The sequence below is a fragment of the Bordetella sp. genome, assembly GCF_057362025.1.
This window is the reverse complement of sequence record NZ_JBMQQZ010000084.1, coordinates 25821-40464: the sequence shown is the minus strand read 5'-3', so window position 1 is coordinate 40464 and position 14644 is coordinate 25821. Positions and strand designations below refer to the sequence as shown.

At 66.2% G+C, this 14644-nt stretch carries 14 protein-coding genes and 1 pseudogene; 12 read left to right on the top strand and 3 right to left on the bottom strand.

Going from position 1 to position 14644, the window contains the following annotated elements:
* Positions 1-323 (bottom strand): annotated as a pseudogene (locus ACO1P8_RS18885) (MFS transporter); the annotation flags it as partial.
* A 250-nt stretch (positions 324-573) separates the two neighbouring features.
* Here ACO1P8_RS18885 and ACO1P8_RS18880 point away from each other — a divergent pair.
* Entirely contained in the window at positions 574-1350 is a 777-nt protein-coding gene (locus ACO1P8_RS18880) for an SDR family oxidoreductase (RefSeq protein ID WP_486297427.1), read from the top strand.
* On the opposite strand, the gene ACO1P8_RS18875 is transcribed toward ACO1P8_RS18880, so the two are convergent.
* Complete coding sequence (locus ACO1P8_RS18875) at positions 1316-2260, bottom strand: LysR family transcriptional regulator (RefSeq protein ID WP_486297426.1); 945 nt, start codon at positions 2258-2260, stop codon at positions 1316-1318. The genes ACO1P8_RS18880 and ACO1P8_RS18875 overlap by 35 nt on opposite strands.
* A gap of 106 nt (positions 2261-2366) precedes the next feature.
* Here ACO1P8_RS18875 and ACO1P8_RS18870 point away from each other — a divergent pair, with 106 nt between their 5' ends.
* From ACO1P8_RS18870 to ACO1P8_RS18860, 3 genes are read left to right on the top strand one after another with little or no spacing between them, the layout of a single operon-like run.
* Positions 2367-3413, top strand: coding sequence for a Bug family tripartite tricarboxylate transporter substrate binding protein (locus ACO1P8_RS18870; protein WP_486297425.1), 1047 nt, complete (start codon positions 2367-2369; stop codon positions 3411-3413).
* Positions 3414-3428: 15 nt separating this feature from the next.
* Entirely contained in the window at positions 3429-4853 is a 1425-nt protein-coding gene (locus ACO1P8_RS18865) for an MmgE/PrpD family protein (protein ID WP_486297424.1), read from the top strand.
* A gap of 43 nt (positions 4854-4896) precedes the next feature.
* A complete protein-coding gene (locus ACO1P8_RS18860; RefSeq protein WP_486297429.1) occupies positions 4897-5886 on the top strand; it encodes a quinone oxidoreductase family protein in 990 nt (329 codons plus the stop codon).
* A gap of 24 nt (positions 5887-5910) precedes the next feature.
* Here the strand turns inward: ACO1P8_RS18860 and ACO1P8_RS18855 are convergent, their stop codons facing one another.
* The gene (locus tag ACO1P8_RS18855) at positions 5911-7476 is read right to left on the bottom strand and encodes a DHA2 family efflux MFS transporter permease subunit (RefSeq protein ID WP_486297423.1); all 1566 of its coding nucleotides are present in this window, start codon (positions 7474-7476) and stop codon (positions 5911-5913) included.
* Between the two features lie 397 nt (positions 7477-7873).
* Here ACO1P8_RS18855 and ACO1P8_RS18850 point away from each other — a divergent pair, with 397 nt between their 5' ends.
* The 8 genes from ACO1P8_RS18850 (at position 7874) to ACO1P8_RS18815 (ending at position 14581) form a co-directional block, all read left to right on the top strand.
* Positions 7874-9964 (top strand): putative bifunctional diguanylate cyclase/phosphodiesterase, encoded by a 2091-nt coding sequence (locus ACO1P8_RS18850; RefSeq protein WP_486297422.1) that lies wholly within the window; start codon positions 7874-7876, stop codon positions 9962-9964.
* Between the two features lie 110 nt (positions 9965-10074).
* On the top strand, positions 10075-10386 hold the full coding sequence (locus ACO1P8_RS18845) for a BufA1 family periplasmic bufferin-type metallophore (protein WP_486297421.1): 312 nt from the start codon (positions 10075-10077) through the stop codon (positions 10384-10386).
* Positions 10387-10413: 27 nt separating this feature from the next.
* On the top strand, positions 10414-11337 hold the full coding sequence (bufB, locus tag ACO1P8_RS18840; protein ID WP_486297420.1) for an MNIO family bufferin maturase: 924 nt from the start codon (positions 10414-10416) through the stop codon (positions 11335-11337).
* On the top strand, positions 11327-12181 hold the full coding sequence (locus tag ACO1P8_RS18835; protein ID WP_486297419.1) for an HvfC/BufC family peptide modification chaperone: 855 nt from the start codon (positions 11327-11329) through the stop codon (positions 12179-12181). Before bufB ends, ACO1P8_RS18835 begins: the two co-directional genes overlap by 11 nt.
* A complete protein-coding gene (locus ACO1P8_RS18830; protein WP_486297418.1) occupies positions 12127-12630 on the top strand; it encodes a DoxX family protein in 504 nt (167 codons plus the stop codon). Before ACO1P8_RS18835 ends, ACO1P8_RS18830 begins: the two co-directional genes overlap by 55 nt.
* A 13-nt stretch (positions 12631-12643) precedes the next feature.
* Positions 12644-13285, top strand: coding sequence for a DUF1109 domain-containing protein (locus ACO1P8_RS18825; RefSeq protein ID WP_486297417.1), 642 nt, complete (start codon positions 12644-12646; stop codon positions 13283-13285).
* Between the two features lie 85 nt (positions 13286-13370).
* Complete coding sequence (locus ACO1P8_RS18820) at positions 13371-13943, top strand: sigma-70 family RNA polymerase sigma factor (RefSeq protein WP_486297416.1); 573 nt, start codon at positions 13371-13373, stop codon at positions 13941-13943.
* Positions 13940-14581, top strand: coding sequence for a DUF1109 domain-containing protein (locus tag ACO1P8_RS18815; protein ID WP_486297415.1), 642 nt, complete (start codon positions 13940-13942; stop codon positions 14579-14581). The genes ACO1P8_RS18820 and ACO1P8_RS18815 overlap by 4 nt, the downstream gene beginning before the upstream one ends.
* The last annotated feature ends 63 nt before the right edge of the window (positions 14582-14644 follow it).

The following is a 14644-nucleotide window of genomic DNA, read 5'->3' as shown; positions in this document are numbered from 1 at the left end:
TGCATGGCGAACAGCACCATAAAGCCGCCGATACCGATGCCCGCGCACACGATTTGCCACTTCGGTTCCATCCGGTCGGCGACCAGCAGGCCCAGCAGCGGCCCGAACGGGTTGGCGATGGCGATGATGAAGGCGTACTGCAGGCTCTTCGTGATATCGACGCCCTTGGCGATCAGCAACGTGGGCACCCAGGCGCTGAACCCGTAGAAGCCGATCACGGCCAGCAGATTGAAGAGCGACATCACGATCAGGCGCTTGCGATGCGGCGGACGCAGCAACTCGACGAAATGTCCCTTCGATTCGACGCGCGCCGTGGCCGGCAACGCGCCCGCCGGTACCCTCCCGCGGGAGCGTGCGTATCCATGTGCTCTGTCTCCTGATCGTTATTGTGGTCTTGCGAGCCGCATGCTTCCGGTATGCGGACGCGGCTTCGCAAGCCAAATAAACGCACGGAGCGCATGACAAAAAATCATGGCGTGCCAACCCCGGGCATGCGGCGCCGCATCGAGAATACCGCTTTGCCATAAACTGGCTTCTTGCCGCCAACCCATTCAATCGGACCACGGAAGACCCATGGAAATCAGTCTGGCAGGACGTACCGCCATCGTCACCGGCGCCAGCAAAGGACTCGGCCACGCCATTGCCGATCGCTTTGTGCAATGCGGCGCAAACGTCGTCATCGCCGCCCGCACCGCGGCCCCGCTGCAGGCCGCCCGCGAAATGCTGGCCCAGCGCGGGCCCGGCAAAGTCCACGCCCACGCCTGCGACGTCTCCACGGCCGATGGCGTGCAGGGCTTGTACGACGATGCGATGGCCGCCTTCGGCCATCTCGACATCGTCGTCAACAACGCCGGCACCTCCGCCGCGCGCCCCTTCAACGACGTCACGGACCAGGATTGGCAGGAAGACCTGAACCTGAAGCTTTTCGCCGCGATCCGCCTGGCCCGGCTGGTCTGGCCGCAGATGAAGGCGCGCCAGTGGGGCCGGATCGTGAACGTCCTGAACATCGGCGCAAAAGCGCCGGGCGCCAGATCGGTGCCGACGTCCGTATCGCGCGCGGCCGGCATGGCGCTGACCAAGGCGTTATCGGCCGAAGGCGCGCCCGACAATATCCTGGTCAACGCCCTGCTGGTCGGCAGGATCGAAAGCGATCAATGGGTGCGCCGCGCCGACGCGCGGGGTGTGCCGGTCGACACCGTCCTGCGGGAAATGGCCGCCGGCATTCCGCTCGGGCGCGTGGGCCGCGCAGACGAATTCGCATCCGCGGCATGCTTCCTGGCATCGGACTGGGCATCCTATATCACCGGCACCGCCATCAACGTGGACGGCGGCGCTTCTCCCGTGGTTTAGGCGCCGTTTCGCGGTCGGCCTCGCTGTACGGGCGGGTGGTTACCATCGCCAGCAGATTGGCCACCGCAGGCGCCAGCGGGCCGGACCGGTAAGCGATGCCCAGCGTGGCGCGCAAATCGGTATCCTTCAGCGGCACATAGCGCACATCGTCGATACGGGCGTGGCGCATGCACGTGGGCACGATGGTCACTCCCAGCGAACTGGCGACCAGGTTGATGGTGGAAGAAATCTGCGGCGCGTGCTGGACGATCCTCGGGCTGAAACCCAGCGCTTCGCACGCGGTGACGATCATGTCCGACAAGCCGAAACGCGTGGCGCGCGGATAAAGCAGGAAAGGCTCGTCCTTCAATTCCTCCAGGCCCAGCGCCTTGCGGCGCGCAAGCCGATGCTTGCGCGGCAGCGCGGCCACCATGGGCTCCGTAGAGATCAGCCGAAAATGCACCGCGTCGTCCATGCCGATCGGCAGGCGCACGAAGGCGATATCGATGCGGCCTTGCCGCAATGACTGCATCAACTGCACCGACCGGTTTTCTTCCAGCGTCATCTCCACGCGCGGATAACGGTCCCGATAGCGATGCAGCGCCGTCGTGACTTCCGTACAGAAGGACGCCGATTCCGTGAAACCGACGCCAATGCGGCCCACCAGTCCTTGCGCGCTTTGCTTGCAGCGCGTAGCGGCCTTGCCGACGCGGTCCAGGATCTCGCGCGCGTCTTCCAGCAGCACGCTGCCCGCTTCGGTCAAGCGCACATTGCCCGGCTGCCGGTCGAACAGGCGCACCCCCAGTTCGCGCTCCAGCATTTTTATCTGATAGGTCAGCGGCGGTTGCGCGATGCCGATACGCTGCGCCGCCCGGGTGAAGTGCAGTTCCTCCGCGGTGACGACGAAGTAGCGAAGGTGGCGCAAGTCCATGGGCGCAGCTCCATACAATTTTTGTATTGGGAATGGTCTGACAATATATTAGACAGGCAAAAAATCGGTGTCTAGACTGCCATCCGGTCCAGTGAGGAGACATCGAATGAAAAAACAGCAGACCGATACGACAGCCTGCGCGCCCGCGCCGAGGCACGCAGGCGTGCCGCGGCGAACATTCCTGCAAACGGCCGCGGCCGCGTTGGCGCTGCCCGCGCATGCGCTGCTGGCGCGCACCGCCACCGCTGCCGAAAGCTGGCCTTCGCGGCCCATCCGCTTCGTCGTCGGCTTTCCGCCGGGACAGACCACCGACGTCATCGCGCGCGCCTATGCGGCCGTCCTGCAAGGCACGCTGGGAACGCCGATCATCGTCGACAACAAGGCAGGCGCGAACGGCATCGTGGCAGCACAGTTCGTCAAGGCCGCGGAACCGGACGGCCATACCCTGCTGTTCGGCACCTCCGGCCAGATGGTCATCAACCCGTCGCTCTATGCGCGGCTAAGCTACGACACGACCAAGGACTTCGTTCCCGTGGCGCCGATCGCCCGCGGCCGGCTGTTCCTGGTGGTGAACAACGACCTGCCGGTGCGCACGCTATCGGACCTGCTCGCCTATGCGAAGGCGCACCCGGGCCAGCTGAGCTACGGCTCCGGCGGCATCGGCATCACCTCGCACCTGGCGATGGAAATGCTCAAGTCCGCCACGGGGCTGGATGCCCGCCACATCCCCTACAAGGGCTCGCCCGCCGCGCTCAATGGACTGATCGGCGGCGAAGTACAGACCCTGTTCGATTCGGGCGGATCGCTCTTGCCGCTGGTCAAGGCCGGCAAAATGCGGGCCATCGCGGTGTCCACGCTGGATCGGGACCCTGGTCTGCCGGATGTGCCTACCGTCGCCGAACAAGGCGTGCCCGGCTTCCAGGTATATGCCTGGAACGCCGTACTGGCTCCCCGCGGCACCCCGGCACCGGTCGTGAAAAAGCTCGGCGACGCCTTCGCCCAGGCCGGAACTTCCCAACCGGTAGCGTCCTCGCTGGCCGCCGCCGCGCACGACCTTTTGCCGGTGCGCACCGCCGACCTGGGCAGCTTCATCGCAACCGAAACCGCCCGCTGGCACCAGGCCGTGGCCGCCGCGGGCATTAAACCTGAGTGAACCATGCAGAACCCGATGCACACTTCCACATCCCCCACCGTTGCGCCTTCGTTGGCGCACGACGCCGCCAGCCCGCCCACGCGGCAGCTCGCGGCCTTCGCGGCCGGGCTGCGGTTCGAGGACATCCCGCCACCCCTGGTCGAACAGATCCGCCTGCACGTCCTGGACGGCATCGGCGTGTGCCTGCACGGTGCCTCCCTGCCCTGGACACGCCGCATCGCCGAGATGGTGCTGGCCGAAGGCGGCAACCCCGCGGCCTCGCTGTGGGGCCACGGCGGCGCGGACAAAGCCATGACGTCGGTGTCGCAGGCCGTCCTGGTCAACGCCACGGCCGGGCACGCCTTCGAAATGGACGATATCCACAAGGAATCGATCCTGCACCCCAATTCGCTGGCGGTGCCCGTGGCCCTGGCCCTGGCGCAAACCCTGCCGGACGCCACCGGCCGCGACGTGCTGACCGCCATCGTGGCGGGCTACGAAGTCGGCACACGCGCCGGCAATGCCGCCACCACGGCCCTGTTCCTGAACGGCTTCCATCCTCAAGGCGTCACCGGCACCTTCGTCGCGGCGGCGACGGCGGGGCGCATGCTGGGGCTCGACGCCAATGCGATGACGCACGCGCTTGGCATTGCCGGCTCGATGGGATCGGGATTGATGGCGGCGCAGGAAGGCGCCATGGTCAAGCGCCTGCATGCCGGTCGCGCGGCCCAGAGCGGCGTCTATGCCGCCTACCTGGCCCGTCGCGGCTTCACCGGCATCGAGAACGTCCTGGAGGCCGATTACGGCGGCTTTCTCAGCAGCTATGCGCGCGCCCCCCGCATGGAACGACTGACAGAGGGCTTGGGCACGCAGTGGGAAGCCGGCGAGGTCGGCTTCAAGATGTACCCCAACGTCACCAGCATGCATGCCGCGCTCGACGCATTCGACCACCTCAGGTCGACCCATGGCCTGGGTCCGGACGACATCGAGCGCATCGAGGTCGGTTGCGGCCACATGACCTATGTGCATGTCGCATGGCCCTATCGCCCTGTCAGCGTCACCGCCGCGCAAATGAATCTGTTCTATGGGCTTTCCGTTCTCGCTCTGCACGGGCGCTTGACGGTCGACGACTATGACGACGATCATATCGGCGACCCCACGGTATTGGACTTCATGCGGCGCATCCACCCCTTCGAAGACGAACGCATCGAAAGCCGAGGCGCCGCCTTCCGCCATGCCGCGACGATGCGCATCGTGACGCGTTCGGGAGCCCGCCTGTCCCACGACGTCTGGAACCGCCGCGGCAGCCCGGAAAACCCGGTCGCCCGCCACGAAGTGGAAGCCAAGTTTTTCTCCAGCGTGGCAGGGCGCGTCGCCGACGATACCGCGCGACGCATCGCCCACCTGGTCCACCGGCTGGACACCCTCGCGTCCGCCGACGCGCTGGCCGCGCTGCTATGAACCCGAACCGAGCCACGCGATGACATCACCCTCCGCGACTTCCATGCGCGCCATCACCATCGACGCCTACGGCGGACCGGAAGTGGTCCGCCTGCGCGACGACGCGCCTGTCCCGGTCGCCGGGCCGGGCGAAGTCCTGGTCAAGGTCGTGTGCGCCGGCGTCAACTTCATGGACATTCATACGCGCCAGGGCAAGTACGCCGAATCGCGCACCTATCCCGTCCGCATTCCCTGCACCCTGGGAATGGAAGGCGCAGGCATCGTCGTGGCGACCGGTCCCGGCGTGACGCGGCCCGCGGTCGGCCAGCGGGTGGCCTGGTGCATCGCCTGGGGAAGCTTCGCGGAATACGCCGCCATTCCCGCCCGGCTGGCCGCCGCCATTCCGGACGCGATCGGCTTCGATACCGCGGCAGCGGCGATGTTCCAGGGGTGCACCGCGCATTACCTGGTCCACGACGTCGCGCGCCTCCGGCCGGGCGACAGCTGCCTGGTCCATGCGGCGTCGGGCAGCATCGGCCAGATCCTGATCCAGATGGCCAAGCGTATCGGCGCATCCGTCTACGCCACCGCCAGCACCGACGACAAGCGTTCCGTCGCCCTGCGACGCGGGGCCGACGCCGCCCTTCCCTACGCGGACGGCGGTTTCGCCGACCGGGTGCGCGCGCTGCGCGGCGGGCGGGGCGTGGACGTGGTATTCGATTCGCTGGGCAAGGCCACGCTGCGCGACAGCATGCGAGCCACCCGCCCACGCGGCCTGATCGTCAACTACGGCAACGTATCCGGGTCGATCACCGACCTGGATCCCTACGAGCTGGGTGAAGCGGGATCGCTGTTCCTGACGCGCCCCAGGCTGGCTGACCATATGGCCGACGCGGCCACCGTGCAGCGGCGCGCCGATGACATCTTCGGCGCCATCCTGGACCGCAGCCTGGTCATCGAAATCGCCGACCGCTATGCGTTCGACCAAATTCCCCATGGCCATGCGCGCATCGAAGCGCGCGAGCAGATCGGCAAGGCGGTTGCCTGGATCTGACCGGACAACCGGGCGGCGTGATGCTCAATGGGCGGCCGACGCGTCGGCGCCACCTCCCCCCTTGGCAGGACGGGTGATCCAGATCAGGGGGATGATCAGCAGGAAGATGGCGGCCGAGACGTAAAAAATGTCGTTCAGCCCCATCATCGCCGCCTGTGCATTCAGGACAGTATCGAACAGGGCATCCGCCGCGCCGGTATTCAGATGCAGCAGGGACCGCATCGATTCGATCTGCTGGCTGAACAGCGGATTGGTGGCGGTGGCGACTTCGGTCAGCCGCTCATGATGCAGGATGGTGCGGTTGTTCCATACCGTTCCGGCGATGGACGTGCCCACCGCGCCGCAGAATACCCGCACGAAGTTCGACAGGCCCGCCGCGGCCGGTATCCGCTGCGGGGGCTGGCCCGACAGGATGATCGCCGTCAGCGGCACGAAGAACAGCGCCATCGGGATGCCTTGCAACAGCGTCGGCCATACCAGATGCCACGTATCGATTTGCGTGACATAGTTCGAACGCATATAGAACACCACGGCAAAGCAGATGAATGCGATCGTGGCGATGATGCGGGCATCCGATTTCGGCAACAGCTTTCCCACCAGCGGTGACAGCAGCAGCGCGAAGATGCCCAGCGGGGCGATGGCCAGGCCGGCATCGATGGACCGGTAGTTCAGGTATTCCTGCATCCACTGGGGCAGCAGCACCAGGTTGCCGAAGAACACGCCGTAGGAAATGGAAATCGCAATCGTGCCGCCGCTGAAATTGCGTTGCGCGAACAGGCGCAGGTCGACGATGGGATGTTCCTCGGTCAGCTCCCAGATCATGAAAAACGTGAAACTGACAAACGCGATGACCGCCAGTCCGACGATCACCGACGAATTGAACCAGTCCAGGTCGCGGCCCTTGTCCAGCATGATCTGCAGCGCGGCCACCCAGGTCACCAGCAGCACCAGGCCGACCAGGTCGATGGGCAGCTTGCGCGTCGGTGTTTCGCGGCGACGGTATATGGCCCAGGTCACCAAGGCGGCGAATATCCCGACAGGGATATTGATATAGAAAATCCAGGACCAGCTGTAGCTGTCGGTGATCCAACCGCCCAGCGAGGGTCCCGCAATCGGCCCCACGGTCGCGGTCATGGCCCATAAGGCAAGGGCCATGGAGCTTTTCTCCTTGGGATAGGAGCCCAGCAGGATGGACTGCGACATCGGGATCAGCGGCCCGGCGACGGCGCCCTGCACCACCCGCGCGAACAACAGCACCGGCAGGCTGGGGGCGATACCGCACAACCAAGAGGCCAGGGTGAACAGCGCGATCGCACCGACGAACAGCCGGATCTGCCCCACCCGTTGCGTCAGCCAGCCCGTCAACGGAATGGAAACCGCATTCGACGCGGCGAATACCGTAATGACCCAGGTGCCCTCGTCAACGGACACGCCCAGATTGCCGGATATCGTGGGAATGGCCACATTGGCGATCGACGTATCGAGCACGTTCATGAACGTCGCGAGCGCGACCGCGACGGTAGCCAGGACGAGTTGGCCACCCTGCAGGGGCGGCAAGGGGGAAGAAGCAGGAGTTTGCTGAGTGGCCATGAGAGAGCTGCCGTTGATACCCCCCATAGGGTCTCATGTCGAGCTGAACGCACGCTGAGCTGGCGCGGGCGCCCGGGGCGAGCGGGGCATGTCCATGACCGAAGGCAGGCGCGCCGCGGAGCGGCGCCCCATTGCACCACGGGGGGCCGGGCACGATAAACCGGCCCGGAACTATTACCATGTGCTACACAATACTGTTACTTGATGTTATAAGTCGACCATACTGTGCTGGGCGGCAACCCGCCTGGCGGTACCGTTTCCATCGAAGCTTGGCAAAGCGCCAATGGAGGGTTCGATGAAGTGCCCCGAGATACCTGCGACAGAGACCGCGAGACTCAAGGCATTATCCCAATACGGCCTGGGTAGCGACCGTCCGCTGCCCAGCCTTGACCCCGTCGTGCGAATCGCCGCCCGCATGTTCGACATGCCCGTGGCGGCGGTCAATATCATCGGCAGCGATCACGTATTCCTGGCCGCTCAGACCGGCATTCCCGACGACGTCGACAAGACACGCGACGCCTCCTTTTGCGCCCATGCCATCAACGAAGCCGGCGTCATGGTCGTCGCGGACGCCACGCTGGACGAACGCTTTCACGACAACCCGCTGGTGACCGGCAAGACAGGACTGCGCTTTTATGCCGGCGTACCCTTGCGCTCGCCGGACGGGCTGGCTCTGGGCGCGCTTTGCATCATCGACGACAAGCCGCACCATGACTTCTCTCCGGAGGACCGCCAGCGCCTGCGCGAACTGGCGCAGGTCGCCGCGGACAGGCTGGAGCTTCGCCGCATCGAGGTGTCCACCGAATCCGCCCGCCGCCCCTTCGACGACTATGCGAAGGATTCGCCCACCGCGGTCGTCTGGTTCGATCAACGGCGCGACGTCGTCGCATGGAACAGCGCCGCGGCCGCGCTTCTCGGCTATGACATAGACACGGGTGCCGGCCGCAGTTTCGACACCCTGCTGGCCGGGGATAGCGTTGTCGACTTCCAGGACCTGGTGCGGCGCGCCGTCGCGGCCGGTACGGTAGAGGACGTGGCGATGCCGGCCGCGCTGCACGGACGGCGCCGCGACGGCAGCGGATTCATGCTGGGCCTGTCGCTGTTCAGCTGGCGCGAAAGCGGATGCATGACTTTCCATGCCCATCTGCAGGACGTAACGGCCCGGTACCATGAGGAAGCGGCGGCGCGGCATCTCGCACGTACCGATCCCCTGACCGGCCTGGCCAATCGCAATCATTTCTACCGGCAGGTGGAAGCCACGCTCGCCCAACCGCAGCCAGCCGCGGTCCTGATGCTGGATCTGGACAACTTCAAGGACGTCAACGACACGCTCGGCCATTCGGTCGGCGACCGTCTGCTGCATGAAGTAGGCCGCCGCCTGCTGCCCCTGGCGGGGCCGGAAGCCACGGTGGCCCGCATAGGCGGCGACGAGTTCGCTGCGCTGCTGCCAGGCATCGACGCGCTCGGTCCCGCAATGGACGTCGCGCGGCGGGCCGTCGCCGCCTTGTCCACGCCGTTCGTTACCGACGGGCAGGACGTACACATCGCGGCAAGCTGCGGCGTGGCGGTCGCGCCGGTTCTGGGACAGGAAGCGCTGCAGCTGATCGCCGATGCGGACCTGGCGCTGGCGCGCGCGAAATCGGTCGGCAGAGGTCACGCCTTTGCCTTCATGCCGGCGCTGCGGATGGAAGCCACGTCGCGGCGGTTGCACTGCATGGAACTGCACCGGGCCGTGGCGGATGGGGAATTCGTGCTCTTCTACCAGCCGCAGGTGCGGCTGTCCGACGGCGCGCTGGTCGGCGCGGAAGCGCTGATCCGCTGGCGTCACCCACGGCGCGGCCTGCTGTCTCCGGCGGCTTTCCTGCCCGCGCTGGAAGACGGCCCGCTGGCGGCGTCCGTGGGGGCGTGGGTGCTGGACGAAGCCTGCGCGCAGGCCGCGATGTGGCGCCACACCGGCGCGCGCGAATTCCGCATGGGTATCAACCTGTTCAGGGCGCAGTTCCATGTCGGCGACCTCGCCGCGGACGTCATGCAAGCCCTGGAGCGGCATGGATTGCCGCCGACTGCGCTGGAACTTGAGATCACCGAGAACATCGCACTCGATCACGATGAAGTCGTCCTGCGCATGCTGCGCCGGCTGCACGAGTTGGGGGTGTCCATTGCCTTCGACGATTTCGGCACCGGCTACGCATCGCTAGCCGTGCTCAAGCGTTATCCCTTGAACCGTCTGAAGATCGACCGCACCTTCGTCCAGGGCATGCTCGAATCCGAGCGCGACGCGTCCGTGGTACGCGCGGTACTGGACATGGCACGGGCCTTCAAGGTCGAGGCCATCGCCGAAGGGGTGGAAACCCATGCGCAGCGCGATGCGCTGGCCACCGATTGCGCCGAAGGCCAGGGGTATCTGTTCAGCCCGCCCGTCCCGGCACAGGAGTTCTCCAGGACGTACGGCATCGGGTTGGATACCTGTTTTGCACGGTGCGCCTGATCCGGATCGAAAAATAAATTTCTCGTCCCCTGTAACCCGCGGCGCGGCTCCTCCGAATTAGCTTGTGTATCCGTCACGGATACCTTCCAAGCCACTTACAGGAGAGACCCATGTCCGCAAAAACCACCGTGACTTCCGCCCTGCTGGCCAGTGCCGTCGCCAGCATTTTCGCGTCCGTCGCCCATGCCGCCCCCCTGACCAAGGCGGAAGCCAACGCCGCCCTGGCCGCGCACAAGGAAAAGTGCTACGGGGTTGCCCTGAAAGGCCAAAACGATTGCGCCGCCGGCCCCGGCACCACCTGCCAAGGCACGTCCACCAAGGACTTCCAGGGCAACTCCTGGAAGTTCGTGCAAGGCGGCACTTGCACCAGCATTCAGGTTCCGGGCGGCGGCCACGGCTCGCTCACCCCGATCAAGTCCTGATCGGCGAACGACGGGAAGGGGATGGTCATGAACGCCTGGACCGGATCCGCGGCACCGCGCGCGCCTGGCTGTCCCCATCGCGCCATGCCAGCCGAGCCGCTGCTCGCTGGCACCAGTCTCAAGCATGAACACCTCCCCGCCATCCTGGCGGACGACCCGGAAGGTTCGTTCTTCGAGATCCATGCCGAAAACTATATGGGCGCGGGCGGCCCGCCGCATCGGGTCCTGGCCGCCATTCGGCGGGACTATCCGCTATCCCTGCATGGCGTTTGCATGTCGATCGGCGGACCGGAAGCACTGAACGCGCAACACCTGGCGCGTTTCCGCGATCTGGTGCTGCGATACGAACCGGTTCTGGTATCGGAACACCTCGCCTGGTCTACCCATGGCGGAACGTTCTACAACGACCTCCTGCCCTTGCCCTACACCGCGGATACGCTGGCACGCGTGTGCGCGCACATCGATCAGGTCCAGGAGGCCATCCGGCGCCCGTTGCTGCTGGAGAATCCATCGACCTACATCGCCTTCGCCTCGTCGACGATGAGCGAAACGGAGTTCATCCGCGCGGTGGCTCGCCGCACCGGCTGCGGACTGCTGCTCGACGTCAACAACGTCTTCGTATCGGCGACCAATCACGGCTATCCGGCCACCGCGTATCTGGACGAATTTCCGCTCGAACACGTCGGCGAGATCCACTTGGCCGGTCATGACGAACAGCGCGACGATGAAGACGAGCCGCTGCTGATAGACAGCCACGATCGTGCCGTTGCCGATGCCGTCTGGAATCTGTACGAGCGTGTCCTCGAGCACATCGGCGCCAGGCCGACGCTGGTCGAATGGGACAGCAACCTGCCCGACTGGCCCGTGCTGCGGGCCCAGGCGCGGACGGCCTACCGGATCATGTCCGCGTACCAGGGCACGCCGGCCGGGGAGACCGGTCATGCGGCCTGAGTCCGATCCCGCACACGACGAGGCGCGCGACCATGCGGCCTGTTTCGCGCCGGGCCTGATGGACCCCGGCCGCGCGGCGCCGGGGGATGTCATCGCCACGCATGGCAAGGGCGTGGTCAAGCGCTACAACGTCTATCGCAACAACGTCATCGTCAGCCTGATCGACGCCCTGGCCGCCGTCTATCCGGCCGTCCAGCGCATCACGGGCGTGGAGTTCTTTCGCGCGATGGCCCGCTTCCATATCCGTGCCACGCCGCCCGCATCGCCGCTGCTGTTCGAGTACGGAAGGGACTTCCCGGCTTTTATCGAGACCTACGAGTACGCGCGGGATATGCCCTGGCTCGCCGACACCGCGCGCATCGAACGCGCCTGGCTGGATGCCTATCATGCCGCCGATGCCGATGCGCTCGCCGCCGAAGCGCTCGCGGCCGTCCCCCCGGAAAACCTGCCGGATGTGCGCTTCGTGCCGCACCCCGCCACCGCGGTGGTGCGATCCATCTACCCCGCCGTTTCGATATTCAGCATGAACCGGACAGAAGGCCCGGTGACGCCGCTGTGCTCGAGCGAGGCGGAGGACGCGCTGCTGACACGCCCCGCGCATGACGTCATCGTGTCGCGCCTGCCGCCGGGCGGGGCGATCTTCCTGATCCGCCTGCTGGAAGGCGCTCCGCTGGCCGTGGCGGCCGCGGACGCATTCAACCAGGCCGCCGGCTTCGACCTGCACGCCAACCTGGCCGGGATGATCGAAGCCGGCGTATTCACCCGCATTCTTCACGGAGACCGACCATCATGTCAGCCGTACCAGACAGACGACAACCCGCTTCGCGCGGTCCCGCCAGGCTAGCCGCGGCGGCCCGGCGCGCGGTCGAACGGATAAGCCAGCCGTGGTTCGTGCAGCTGCTGCTGCGCATTGCGCTGGCCGTACCGTTCTGGAAATCCGGCATTCTGAAATGGCAAGGCTTCCTGCAACTGAACGACACGGCAATCACGCTGTTCACGGATGAGTTCCAACTACATCTGCCCGGCGGACCGTATCCGTTCCCCGCGCCCGCCGTCTTTGCCTTCCTGTCCGGCTGCGGTGAAGTCACATTCCCGGTGTTGCTGGTGCTGGGCCTGGGAACACGCTTCGCCGCCATCGGCGTGTTGCTGATGACTTGCGTCATCGAACTGACGGTGCCGGACGGCTGGCCCGTGCACCTGACCTGGGCGGCGATGGCGATGGGCATCGCGGCGTGGGGCCCCGGACGCGTGTCGATCGACTGGCTGCTCGGCGACCGTTCCCCCCGATCCTGAGTGGATTGCCGGAATGAGAACCCAGGATCTGGTTTCCAGGCTGGCCGGCGATCTGGCGCCCATCGACCGCGGTGTGGTGCCGCGCACGCTGAACCGCGCACTGATGAGCGGATTGGCGGGCAGTACCGCCCTGCTGGTGGCCCTGCACGGCGTGGCGGACGACATGCCGGAGCAACTGCTGACGGCCATGTTCTGGATCCGGCTCGCGTTTCCCCTGGCGATCATCGCGGCGGCCTTGAAGCTGACCGAACGCCTGGCCCGTCCCGGCGCGCCGCTGGCATGGGCCTGGTTCACCGCCACGGTCCCCATCGCGACCACACTGCTGGTCGCCGCCGGCTTCCAGCTCGCGACGCCATCCGATTATCGGCTTCAATTGGTAGCCGGGGACACCTGGCGCGCCACGACGGCGGGGGTGGTCTTGCTATCGCTGCCGTCGCTGGTCACGGCCATGCAGGCGATGAGACGGCTGGCCCCCACGCGCCTGATACCGGCCGGCGCGGGTGCCGGCCTGCTGGCCGGCGCGCAAGGGCTACTCGTCTATTCCCTCTATTGCCCGGAAATGCCGCTGGCATTCTGGAGCGTGGGACACGTGCTGGCGATCGTGGTTACCGCCGGAATCGGCGCCGCGCTCGCCCCCACCTGCCTGCGGTGGTAGCCCTTTCCGTTGCGCCCGTACGCCATCCCGGCCTGGGCGTAGAATCACGAAAAAATTCTCGGGACCCCCAGCCACCGAAGCCGTCATGAACCGAGCACCGCAAAATGGATCGCCAGCGTCCGCCGAGCACAGGCTGCGTACGCTACTGATGGCCGGACTGGATGGCGACGCGTGCGCCTATCACGCCTTCCTGCAAGCGTTGGGTGCGCATCTGCGTGCATTTTTGCGCAGACGGCTGTACCGCATGCCCGACGATATCGAGGATCTCGTCCAGGAAATCCTGATCGCCGTACATAACGGACGCCACACCTATCTGCCCGAACAGCCCTTGACCGCCTGGACCCACGCCATCGCCCGCTACAAGGTGGCCGACTATCTGCGTCATCGCTCGCGCCAGGATGCGCTGCACGAGCCCCTGGACGACCAGCAGGAAATCTTCGCGGAATCCGACGAGGAAGCGGCGCAGGCCCGGCGCGATGTCGACAAACTGCTGGCGCAACTGCCGGACAGGCACCGCCTGCCCATCCTGCACGTCAAGCTTCAGGGGCTTTCGGTCGCGGAGACCGCCCAGATCACGGGCCTTTCGGAATCCGCGGTGAAAGTGGGCGTGCACCGCGGGCTCAAGGCGCTGGCGGCAAAAATACGAGGCACGCTATGAAAACCGACGACATGATTTCATTGCTGGCATCCAACGTCGCCCCGGTGGACCGCGGCGTCGTGGCGCGGCGCTATCGCTGGGGCATCCTGCTGGGCGCGCTTGGGGCCGTCCTGCTGATGGCAGAAAAATTCGGCATACGGCCCGACATCCGCCTCATGCTGGTTACGCCCTTGTTCTGGGCCAAGATCGCCTTCCCGACTGCCGTGGCGGCGGCCGCGCTGCTGCTCGCCGTGCGCTTGTCGCGGCCGGGCATGCCGATCGGCCGGGCCTGGCAATGGCTGGCCATCCCGCCGGCGGTCCTTTGGATCGCCGCAGCCGCCACCCTGGCTGCCGCCGCCGCGCCGGACCGCCTTCCCATGTTGCTCGGGGCCACCTGGCGCACCTGCCCTTTCAATATCGCGCTGCTGTCGGTGCCGGGTTTCATCGGCACGTTCTGGGCGATGAAGGGGCTCGCGCCCACGCGCCTGCGCGTGGCCGGCGCTGTCTCGGGGCTGCTGGCAGGCGCCATAGCGACCATCGCCTATTGCCTGCACTGTCCGGAAATGGGCGTGGCGTTCTGGGCGATATGGTATGTCGCCGGCATGCTGCTGCCTGCGTCGGTGGGCGCTTTGCTCGGCCCGCGGCTACTGCGCTGGTAGACATCGAAATGCCCGCGCCGCGCGGTGCCTCCCATCGGGGAATGGCCGCCCGGCGCGGGCGCC

Coding starts and splice junctions, on each gene's coding strand:
- ACO1P8_RS18815 (WP_486297415.1), top strand. CDS start 13,940: ATGAAAACCGACGACATGATTTCATTGCTGGCATCCAACGTCGCCCCG.
- ACO1P8_RS18845 (WP_486297421.1), top strand. CDS start 10,075: ATGTCCGCAAAAACCACCGTGACTTCCGCCCTGCTGGCCAGTGCCGTC.
- bufB (WP_486297420.1), top strand. CDS start 10,414: ATGAACGCCTGGACCGGATCCGCGGCACCGCGCGCGCCTGGCTGTCCC.
- ACO1P8_RS18820 (WP_486297416.1), top strand. CDS start 13,371: ATGAACCGAGCACCGCAAAATGGATCGCCAGCGTCCGCCGAGCACAGG.
- ACO1P8_RS18875 (WP_486297426.1), bottom strand. CDS start 2,260: ATGGACTTGCGCCACCTTCGCTACTTCGTCGTCACCGCGGAGGAACTG.
- ACO1P8_RS18830 (WP_486297418.1), top strand. CDS start 12,127: ATGTCAGCCGTACCAGACAGACGACAACCCGCTTCGCGCGGTCCCGCC.
- ACO1P8_RS18880 (WP_486297427.1), top strand. CDS start 574: ATGGAAATCAGTCTGGCAGGACGTACCGCCATCGTCACCGGCGCCAGC.
- ACO1P8_RS18865 (WP_486297424.1), top strand. CDS start 3,429: ATGCACACTTCCACATCCCCCACCGTTGCGCCTTCGTTGGCGCACGAC.
- ACO1P8_RS18870 (WP_486297425.1), top strand. CDS start 2,367: ATGAAAAAACAGCAGACCGATACGACAGCCTGCGCGCCCGCGCCGAGG.
- ACO1P8_RS18855 (WP_486297423.1), bottom strand. CDS start 7,476: ATGGCCACTCAGCAAACTCCTGCTTCTTCCCCCTTGCCGCCCCTGCAG.
- ACO1P8_RS18860 (WP_486297429.1), top strand. CDS start 4,897: ATGCGCGCCATCACCATCGACGCCTACGGCGGACCGGAAGTGGTCCGC.
- ACO1P8_RS18835 (WP_486297419.1), top strand. CDS start 11,327: ATGCGGCCTGAGTCCGATCCCGCACACGACGAGGCGCGCGACCATGCG.
- ACO1P8_RS18825 (WP_486297417.1), top strand. CDS start 12,644: ATGAGAACCCAGGATCTGGTTTCCAGGCTGGCCGGCGATCTGGCGCCC.